A 9,464-nucleotide genomic window follows, 5' to 3' on the forward strand; every position below is an offset into this window, starting at 1 on the left:
GCGGGAGTGACGCGAGGCTGGGCTGCGAACTGAGCCAGCGTCGTTTGCTGTTGGGAGCTGAGGTTGGTCATCACCCATTGTGGTTGGCCGGATTGATCAAAGCCGCAGTGCTGCCCCGACTGCGGCAAACGAACCGTGAAAGAATGCAGCTCTCCGGCGCGCGTGAGCCGTGGCAAGGCTGGCGCGCTGGGGCACTACGGCCAGCAATGCTTGATTCTCTTTTCCCTTTCTCTTTGAGGAGGGCGGAGTGAGAGCAGCGGCGCCTGTTTTGAGCGCCGCGCTTATAGGCGGCTCAGTGCTCTCACCCCAACCCTCTCCTCAGGGAGAGGGAGAGACAGGAAAGCTCAGAGGGGCTTGAACCCGCTCGATTGAATGATCCGCTCCCAGGTCTGCGTATAGCTGCGCACGCGGCCCGCGAACTGCCCTTGCGGCTCATACGCCACAGTGAGCCCCATCGTCGTCAGCTTCTGCTTCACATCGGGCATGGCCAGCACCTTCTGCAGCGCTTCGCCGTATTTGTCGATGACCGGCTGGGGCGTGCCCACGGGCGCGAAGATGCCGTAGTAGGGCAGGTCTTCCAGGTTCGAGAAACCCAGTTCGGTGAAGGTCGGCACGTTCGGAAGCACGGCCTGGCGCTTGGCGCCGATGGAGGCGACGATGCGCACCTTGCCCGCCTTGTGGTTCTCGATGAAGTCGGGCACCGAGGCAATGCCCGCGGTGATCTGGTTGCCCAGCATGTCCGCCGTCATGGGCGCGCTGCCGCGGTAGGGCGCGGGCTGCACGTCGATCTTGTATTTTTCCGAGATCATTTTTACCAGGAACTCGGGAATCGAGGCGGGCGCGGGGATGCCGATGGTTTCCTTGCCGCCGCGCTGGGTGCGAATCCACTTCACGTACTCGTCGATGCTCTTGGCCGGCGTGCCGCCCGACACTGCGAGCACGTTGGCGAAAGTGGCGAACCCGGCCACGGGCACGAAGTCGGTCGACGGGTTGAAGCCCGGGTTCTTCACCACCTGCGGCAGGATGGAAATCGAGTGGTCGTGCGAAAGGAACAGCGTATGGCCGTCGGCCGGGGCCGCCTTGAGCGCTTGGGCCGCGATCTGGCCGCCTGCACCAGCGCGGTTTTCGACCACCACCGGTACGCCCAATACGTCCTTGAGTTTTTCGCCCAGCGTGCGTGCAATGGCGTCCGTGCCCGCGCCGGCCGGAAAGCCGACCAGGATGCGGACGGGCGTGCCTTGCGCCTGCGCAACGCTTGCGAGGCCCAGGGCCGCTACAAACAGACCGACGCCGAGCGCCCGGCGAACCGGATGAGGGCGCAGCATTGAAAAAACCATGATCGACTCCATTCCAAAAATGACGAGGCACAGTGCAATAGCCGTGCCCGATGCGCCGGACATCTTGAATCGCGCCCGAACAGTCCTATTTTGAGTGCAGGAATACCACCATGCGACAAGACAAACTCACCACCAAGTTCCAGGAAGCGCTGAGCGACGCCCAGACGCTCGCGCTCGGCAACGACAACGCCTATATCGAACCAGCCCACCTGCTGGTCGCCATGCTGCGCCAGGAAGACGGCCCGCGCGCCCTGCTGGAGCGCGCCGGCGTCAATGTGCAGGGCCTAGCGGGTGCGGCCGAGGCCGCCATCAAGAAGCTGCCGCAGGTGCAGGGCCATGACATCGTGCAGGTCGGCCCCGAGCTCGGCAAGCTGCTGCAGGCCACCGAGAAAGAAGCCATCAAGCGCAATGACCAGTTCATTGCGGGCGAGCTTTTCCTGCTGGCCGTGGCCGACAGCAAATCGGACATCGGCCGGATCGCGAAGGAAAACGGCCTGAGCCGCAAGTCGCTCGAATCGGCCATCGACGCCGTGCGCGGCGGGCAGGGCGTGAACAGCGCCGATGCCGAAGGCCAGCGCGAAGCCCTCAAGAAATACTGCCTCGACCTGACCGAGCGGGCTCGGCTGGGCAAGCTCGACCCGGTGATCGGCCGCGACGAGGAAATCCGCCGTGCGATCCAGGTGCTGCAGCGCCGCACCAAGAACAACCCCGTGCTCATCGGTGAGCCGGGCGTAGGCAAGACGGCCATCGTCGAAGGCCTCGCGCAGCGCATCGTCGCGGGCGAGGTGCCCGAGTCGTTGAAGGGCAAGCGCGTGTTGTCGCTCGACATGGCCGCGCTGCTGGCCGGCGCCAAGTTCCGCGGCGAGTTCGAAGAGCGGCTGAAGACCGTGCTGAACGAACTCGCGAAGGACGAAGGCCAGACCATCGTCTTCATCGACGAACTGCACACCATGGTGGGTGCCGGCAAGGCCGAAGGTGCGATGGACGCGGGCAACATGCTCAAGCCCGCCCTCGCGCGCGGCGAGCTGCACTGCGTGGGTGCCACCACGCTCGATGAGTACCGCAAGTACATCGAGAAGGACGCCGCGCTGGAGCGCCGCTTCCAGAAGATCATCGTGGGCGAGCCGAGCGTCGAGGCCACCATCGCCATCCTGCGCGGCCTGCAGGAAAAGTACGAAGTGCACCACGGCGTGCAGATCACCGACCCGGCCATCGTGGCCGCTGCGGAGCTGAGCGACCGCTACATCACCGACCGCTTCCTGCCCGACAAGGCCATCGACCTGATCGACGAGGCCGCGGCCAAGATCAAGATCGAGATGGACTCCAAGCCAGAGGTGATGGACCGGCTCGACCGTCGCCTCATCCAGCTGCAGATCGAGCGTGAAGCCGTGCGCCGTGAAAAGGACGAGGCCTCGCAGAAGCGCTTCGGCCTGATCGAGGACGAGATTGCGCGCCTGCAGAAGGAGATCGCCGACTACGACGAGATCTGGCAGGCCGAGAAGGCGCAGGCGCAAGGCAGCGCGAAGATCCGCGAAGACATCGACAAGATCAAGTTCGAAATCGAAGAGTGGAAGCGCAAGGGCGACTTCAACAAGCTTGCCGAGCTGCAATACGGCCAGCTGCCCGCGCTCGAAAAGCGCCTGCGCGAAGCCGAGGAAAGCGAAGCGAACAAGGGCAAGTCGAGCGCGCCCACGCTGCTGCGCACGCACGTGGGCTCCGAAGAAATCGCCGAGGTCGTGGCGCGCGCCACCGGCATTCCGGTTGCCAAGCTGATGCAGGGCGAACGCGACAAGCTGCTCGTGATGGAAGACAAGCTGCACGAACGCGTGGTGGGGCAGGACGAGGCCATCGGTGCGGTCGCCAACGCCATCCGCCGCTCGCGCTCGGGCCTTTCGGATCCGAACCGCCCGACCGGCTCGTTCCTGTTCCTCGGCCCCACGGGCGTGGGCAAGACCGAGCTGTGCAAGGCGCTCGCGGGCTTCCTGTTCGACAGCGAAGACCACCTGATTCGCATCGACATGAGCGAGTTCATGGAGAAGCATTCGGTGGCCCGCCTCATCGGCGCGCCGCCGGGCTACGTGGGCTATGAAGAGGGCGGCTACCTCACCGAGGCCGTGCGCCGCAAGCCCTACAGCGTGGTGCTGCTCGACGAGGTCGAGAAGGCGCACCCCGATGTGTTCAACGTGCTGCTGCAGGTGCTCGACGACGGCCGCCTGACCGACGGCCAGGGCCGCACGGTGGACTTCAAGAACACCGTGATCGTGATGACGAGCAACATCGGCTCGCCCATCATCCAGTCGATGGTGGGGCAGCCGGCCGAAGACATCAAGGAAGCGGTGTGGGACGAGCTGCGGAACCACTTCCGCCCCGAGTTCCTGAACCGCATCGACGAGACGGTCGTGTTCCACGCGCTCGACGCGAAGAACATCGAATCGATTGCCGCGATCCAGCTCAAGGTGCTGCAGGCGCGGCTCGCCAAGATGGACCTGGCGCTCGAGGTGTCGCCCGCGGCGCTGGCCGAAATTGCCAAGGTCGGCTTCGACCCGGTGTTCGGCGCCCGGCCGCTGAAGCGCGCCATCCAGCAGCGCATCGAGAACCCGCTCTCGAAGCTGCTGCTCGACGGCAGCTTCGGGCCGAAGGACACGATCGAAGTCAACACCGACCCGATCCGGAACCCTGGCCATTTTTCGTTTACGAAGGCCGGGGAACCATCGGAGGCCGTTGCGGCCTAAAGTCGGATGATGAACTTCATTTTTCGCGTCATTCTTCTGCTCCTGGGGTTGGTTTTCGCGGCCAGCCTGGCGGTGGCGGTCGCGCTGTTGGCCGCTGTGTGGGGCGTGCGCTACGCCTGGGGCCGGATCACGGGCAAGCCCGTGACGCCCTGGATGGCCTCGATGGGCGGGCGCTTCGACCCGCGCTCGGGCTTTGAGCGTTTTCGCAATGCGGCAAAGCCGGCCGAACCCAACGCCGCGGACGTGGCCAATGCGCGCGCGCGCGGCGAATCGGTGCGCAGCCCGCTGTCGCTGCGTCCGGCCGGCGACGTGACCGACGTGCGGGCCCGGCCTGCTCGCGGCGAGTAAGCCGCCCCGGCACCGATCAGGCGCGGTACAGCGCCTCGATTTCTTCCGCGTAAGCCTTGTAGATGCTGGAGCGCCGCACCTTCATGGTTGCGGTGACTTCGCCGTCGTCGTGGTCCAACTCTTTTGTGAGCAGGTGAAAACGCCGGATCTGCGACACCTGCGCGAGCTTGTCGTTGCCGCGTGAAACTTCCGATTCGATGAGCGCGCGCACGCGCGGCTCTTCCACCAGCGAGCGGAAATGCGTGAACGGAATGCGCTCCGCCTCGGCCCACTTGCCCACCGTTTCGTAGTCGATCTGCAGCAGCGCGCCGACGAACTTGCGTCCGTCCGCCACCACGATGCATTCCTTGATGAAAGGGCTGCCCTTCATGGTGTTCTCGATTTCCGAGGGCGTGAGGTTCTTGCCGCCGGCCGTGATCATGATGTCCTTGAGCCGGTCGACGATGCGCAGTTGGCCGTCTTCTTGCCGCACCACGTCGCCCGTGTACAGCCAGCCGTCGCGTATGGAAGCGGCGGTGGCCTCAGGGTTCTTGTAGTAGCCCTCGAACACCATGTCGCCGCGCACCAGCAGCTCACCCGCTTCGCCGATGCGGTGTTCGGTGCCCAGCGTGGGCACGCCGACGGTGCCGACTTTCACGGCATCGCGGCGATGGCCGGCGATCATGCCGGTCGATTCGGTGAGCCCGTACACCTCCACCAGCGGCACGCCCAGCGTGCGAAAGAAGCGCACCACGTCGGGCGGAATCGGCGCCGCGCCGGTGAGCGCAATGCGCGCGCGCCGCAGGCCCATGAAGTTCTGCAGCGCGCGCAGCACCGTCCAGTAGTGCAGTGCGAAGCGGCCGCGCTCGGCCACGGTCCATGTGTTGCGCGGCTTTTCGGCCAGCGGCGCGCAAGCGGCAATCGCACGGTTGAACAGCGCACGCTGCATCCGGCCGGCCTCCTGCATCTTGATGCTGATGCCGGCGTGCAGCTTTTCCCAGATGCGCGGCACGCCCAGGAACATGGTGGGAGCGACTTCGCGCAGGTCTTCCTGCACGGTGCGGATCGATTCGCCGAAGTTCACCTGCGAGCCCAGGTACAGCGGCACAAAGGCCGTGAGCATCTGCTCGGCCACGTGGCACAGCGGCAGGTACGACAGGTGCGTGGTGTCGCCGTCCAGCGCCAGCCGCTCGACGATGCCGGGCACCACGCCCCGGATGTTGCGGTACGAGATCATCGCGCCCTTGGGCTTGCCGGTGGAGCCCGAGGTGTAGATCATCAAGCCGATGTCGGCCAGCGTCTGGCGCTCGAGCGCGGCGTCGACGAGTGCGGTGCCGTCGCGCGCCTCGGCCTCGGCGCCGGCCTGCTCGACTTCCGCGAAGGTCGAGACAAGCGCGCGCACCTCGGGCGGGTAGCTCGCCAGGCCCTTGGTCTCGATCACCACGATCCTGCGCAGGCGCGGCAACTGGTCGATGGCGTGCAGCACCTTGTCGGTCTGCTCCTGGTCCTCGCAGACGATCACTTCGATGTCCGCATGCGCGACCACGTAGGCCACCTCGTTGCTCGGGCTGGTCGGGTACACGCCGACGGTGACGGCACCGGTCAGCCCCGCGCCCATCTGCGCGATGAGCCATTCGACCCGGTTCTCCGAGATCACGCCAAGGTGGCCGCCCGGCGCAAGGCCCATCGCATGCAGCCCAAGGCCGAAGTGCGTGGCGCGCCGCAGGTAGCCGCGCCAGTCCAGCGGATGCCAGATGCCGAAGTCCTTCTGCCGGATTGCGATGCGGTGGGGCCGCAAGCGCGCCTGCTCGCGCAGCATCTGCGGCAAGGTGAGCGAGGGAAGCGCAGCATCGGTCATGAGAGCCAGCGCTTGCGGCGCTTGTAGTGCTTGAGCGCGCGGAAGCTGCGCGACTCGCCGCTGCCGCCCACGCCCAGGTAGAACTCGCGCACATCGGGGTCGGCAGCCAGACGCTCGGCGCTGCCGTCGATCACCACCTTGCCGCTTTCCATGATGTAGCCCGTGTGCGCAATGGCCAGCGCCACGCTCGCGTTCTGCTCGACCAGCAGCATCGAGGTGCCGCGCTCCGCATTGATGCGCGCGATGATCGTGAAGATGTCCTCCACCAGCTTGGGCGAAAGGCCGAGCGAGGGTTCGTCGAGCAGCATGAGCTTCGGTTGCGCGACGAGCGCGCGGCCGATGGCCAGCATCTGCTGCTCGCCGCCGGAAAGGTAGCCTGCCAGGCCCTTGCGGCGTTCGTGCAAGCGAGGGAAATAGGCGTACACGTCGTCGAAGTTGCGTGGGGTTGCGGTGCCTGTGCGGCCCGTCAGTGCATAGGTGGCGGCCACGAGGTTTTCCTCGATGGTGAGGTCCTCGAAGACGCGGCGGCCTTCCATCACATGGCTGAGCCCCCGCCGCACGAGTTGCTGCGGCGCCAGCTGTGCGGTGGGTGCACCGTCGAACACGATGCGGCCCGCTTCCACCTCGCCGTCCTCCAGCGCCAGCAGCCCAGACACCGCTTTCAGCGTGGTCGATTTTCCTGCGCCGTTGCTGCCCAGCAGTGCCACGATCTGTCCGCGCGGCACGGCGAGCGACAGTCCGCGCAGCACCTGCACGACCTTGTTATAGACCACCTCGATGTTGTTGACCTCCAAGACAAGGTCAGCCCTTTCGAAGGCGGGCGCAGCCGCGGACAGGTTCATGGTTCAGTTCAGCGAGATCCAGTCCGAGGCCGCCACCATCTTCTGCGCCTTCATGTCGGCCTTGTAGACGCGGCCCACCGGAATCGAGTTGCCCTTGATGGTGATTGGCGTGCCGATGATCCCTCCGGTGTCGAAGTCCTTGATGGTGTTGAGCGAGGCCTTCAGGTTCTTGCCGTCCAGCGGCTTGCCCGCATCCAGGGTGCGCTTGGCCGCCTCGGTGAACAGCATGGCCGTGAGAAAGCCCTGCGTGTAGGCCGTGCTCTGGTACTCGGGGCGCAGCGCACGGATCTTGTCGAGCATCGGCGCCTTGGCCGAGGTGTCGTAGTAGTAGCGGTAGGGCATCACGCCCATGAAGCCGTCGGCGCCTTCGCCCATCTTCATGACCGTCGAGCTGTCCATCGTCCAGAAAGTGCCCATCCATTTGCTGGTCATGCCCATCTGCTTGCCCTGCTGGATGAACTCGGGAATCGGCGCGAGGATGTAGCCGTGGAAGATGGTGTAGTCAGGCGCAGCCCGGCGCAGCTTGATGACTTCGGTCGACACGTCGACGCTGCCCGGCGGTGTCATGAGCTTGACCGGCACGGTGAGGCCCAGCTTCTTGGCGGCCGCCTCGCTCGCCTCGATCGGGTCGCGGCCAAACTCGGAGTCGGAGTACACGAAGGCCACCTTGGCACCCGGCTTCTCCTTGGCGATGTGGCGCAGCAGGATGCCGAACTGTTCGGTGTAGTCGGGCCCGACCAGGAACTGGTTGGGGTACTTGGCGGAGTCGTTCAACTCGGTTGCAAACGATGCGCCGGCCATCAGGATCTGGCCGTTGCGGTCGAGCTCGGGGTTGATGGTCTTGGAGAAGCCGGTCGAGTCGCCGTAATACAGGTTGACCTTGTTCTGGCTGGTGATCTTCTTGAAGGCCGCCACCGATACGTCGACCTTGTAGCCCGTGTCTTCGGGCACGTAGCGCAGCTTGCGGCCCTTGATGCCACCCGCGTCGTTGACTATCTTCACGTAGTCGGCAATGCCGGCATTGATGCCGACGCCCGCGAAGGCGAACACGCCGGTCATCGGAATCGAGCCGCCGATGACGATGTCTTCGTTACCCTGCGCGCTGGCAGCAAATGGAACGGCGGCTGCGAGGCCGGCGGCAATCAGCAATGCGCGGCGGTGCTGGAAAAGCTTCGGTGTCTTGGGCATGCGTGTCTCCTGTGGTCTAGTTACGGAAGGGCCATAGATGAAAGAAGCGGCGGATGCGCCGCCACACTTCTGCGAGCCCATGCGGCTCGAACACCAGAAATCCGACGATGAGCAACCCGAACACGACGGTGCGCACGGGTGAGAGAAACACGGTCATCTCGACACCGCCCGGCAGCAGGTCGACCACCAGCTTGAGCAGCTCGGGCACCATGGTCATGAACACCGCGCCGAAGATCCCGCCAAGGATCGTGCCCATGCCGCCGACGATGATGGCGGCCAGGAAGAAGATCGACATCAGGAGCGGAAAGCTCTCGGGCGTGACCACGCGGAAGAAGTAGGCCCACAGCCCGCCCGCCACGCCGGCATAGAACGACGAGAGCCCGAACGACAGCAGCTTGTAGCGCAGCAGTGGAATGCCGAGCACCTCGGCCGAGATGTCGCGGTCGCGGATGGCGATGAAGGCGCGGCCCACGCGCGTGCGAAACAGATTGGCTGCGCCCAGCACCATGAGCACCATCACGGGCACGATCACCCAGTAGAGGCGGAACGACGTGTCCAGCGGCAGCCCGAAGAACTGCGCCGGCGGCAGCGAGAGGCCCGAGGTTCGGCCCGTGAGCTTGAGGTTGGCGAACAAAAAGTGCGCAATGAATGACGCGGCAATGGTTGCGATGGCCAGGTACAGGCCCTTCACCCGCAGCGAGGGAAGGCCCACGACCAGCCCGCCGAGCATGGCGACGATGCCGCCTGCGACGATGTTCAGCACGAAGGGCGTGCCCAGCCGGGTCTGCATGATGGCGACGGTGTAGGCGCCCAGGCCCATGAACGCCGCCTGGCCCAGGCTCACCAGCCCGGTGTAGCCGGTGAGGATGTTGAGGCCCGTGGCGCTGGCCACGTTGATTGCGACAAGGCAGGCGAGATAGAGCCAGTAGTCGCTGGCCATGAACGGGAACAGCACCAGCAGGGCTGCGCCGATTGCCAGCCATGCCTTCTGGGTGCGCGAGTCGAACAGCGCCGCGTCGGCTGTGTAGCTTTGCTTGAGGGTGCCTATGCGCATCGGTTTCCCCTCTGCTTGCGGGTTTTGCGCTGCTGTTCGGGGCGCGTGTAAAGGCCACCGGGTACTCCCCTCCGCGAATGTCCCCCGGCTTCGCCTCCTCCTTTATTTCGCTGCGGGGAGCACCCG

7 protein-coding genes are annotated in these 9,464 nt (G+C 65.3%); 2 read left to right on the forward strand and 5 right to left on the reverse strand.

The window, feature by feature from the left end:
- Positions 1–344: 344 nt before the first annotated feature.
- Positions 345–1,337, reverse strand: a complete 993-nt coding sequence (locus V9K97_RS21265) for a Bug family tripartite tricarboxylate transporter substrate binding protein (protein ID WP_337320457.1) — start codon at positions 1,335–1,337, stop codon at positions 345–347.
- 110 nt (positions 1,338–1,447) lie between these two features.
- Between V9K97_RS21265 and clpB the strand changes: the two genes are divergently transcribed.
- On the forward strand, positions 1,448–4,069 hold the full coding sequence (clpB, locus tag V9K97_RS21270) for an ATP-dependent chaperone ClpB (RefSeq protein WP_337320459.1): 2,622 nt from the start codon (positions 1,448–1,450) through the stop codon (positions 4,067–4,069).
- A gap of 6 nt (positions 4,070–4,075) precedes the next feature.
- The gene (locus tag V9K97_RS21275) at positions 4,076–4,417 is read left to right on the forward strand and encodes a hypothetical protein (protein ID WP_337320461.1); all 342 of its coding nucleotides are present in this window, start codon (positions 4,076–4,078) and stop codon (positions 4,415–4,417) included.
- Between the two features lie 16 nt (positions 4,418–4,433).
- On the opposite strand, the gene V9K97_RS21280 is transcribed toward V9K97_RS21275, so the two are convergent.
- Genes V9K97_RS21280 through V9K97_RS21295 form a run of 4 tightly spaced genes read right to left on the reverse strand, consistent with a single transcriptional unit; the run spans position 4,434 to position 9,338 of the window.
- Positions 4,434–6,254 (reverse strand): AMP-dependent synthetase/ligase, encoded by a 1,821-nt coding sequence (locus tag V9K97_RS21280; protein WP_337320463.1) that lies wholly within the window; start codon positions 6,252–6,254, stop codon positions 4,434–4,436.
- Positions 6,251–7,096: an ABC transporter ATP-binding protein gene (locus V9K97_RS21285; RefSeq protein ID WP_337320464.1), complete on the reverse strand. Its 846-nt coding sequence runs from the start codon at positions 7,094–7,096 to the stop codon at positions 6,251–6,253. The genes V9K97_RS21280 and V9K97_RS21285 overlap by 4 nt, the downstream gene beginning before the upstream one ends.
- A 3-nt stretch (positions 7,097–7,099) precedes the next feature.
- Positions 7,100–8,284, reverse strand: coding sequence for an ABC transporter substrate-binding protein (locus V9K97_RS21290; RefSeq protein WP_337295207.1), 1,185 nt, complete (start codon positions 8,282–8,284; stop codon positions 7,100–7,102).
- Between the two features lie 16 nt (positions 8,285–8,300).
- Positions 8,301–9,338 (reverse strand): branched-chain amino acid ABC transporter permease, encoded by a 1,038-nt coding sequence (locus V9K97_RS21295; RefSeq protein ID WP_337320466.1) that lies wholly within the window; start codon positions 9,336–9,338, stop codon positions 8,301–8,303.
- Positions 9,339–9,464: the final 126 nt, after the last annotated feature.

It is taken from the genome of Variovorax sp. CCNWLW186 (assembly GCF_037203865.1).
GTDB lineage: Bacteria > Pseudomonadota > Gammaproteobacteria > Burkholderiales > Burkholderiaceae_C > Variovorax.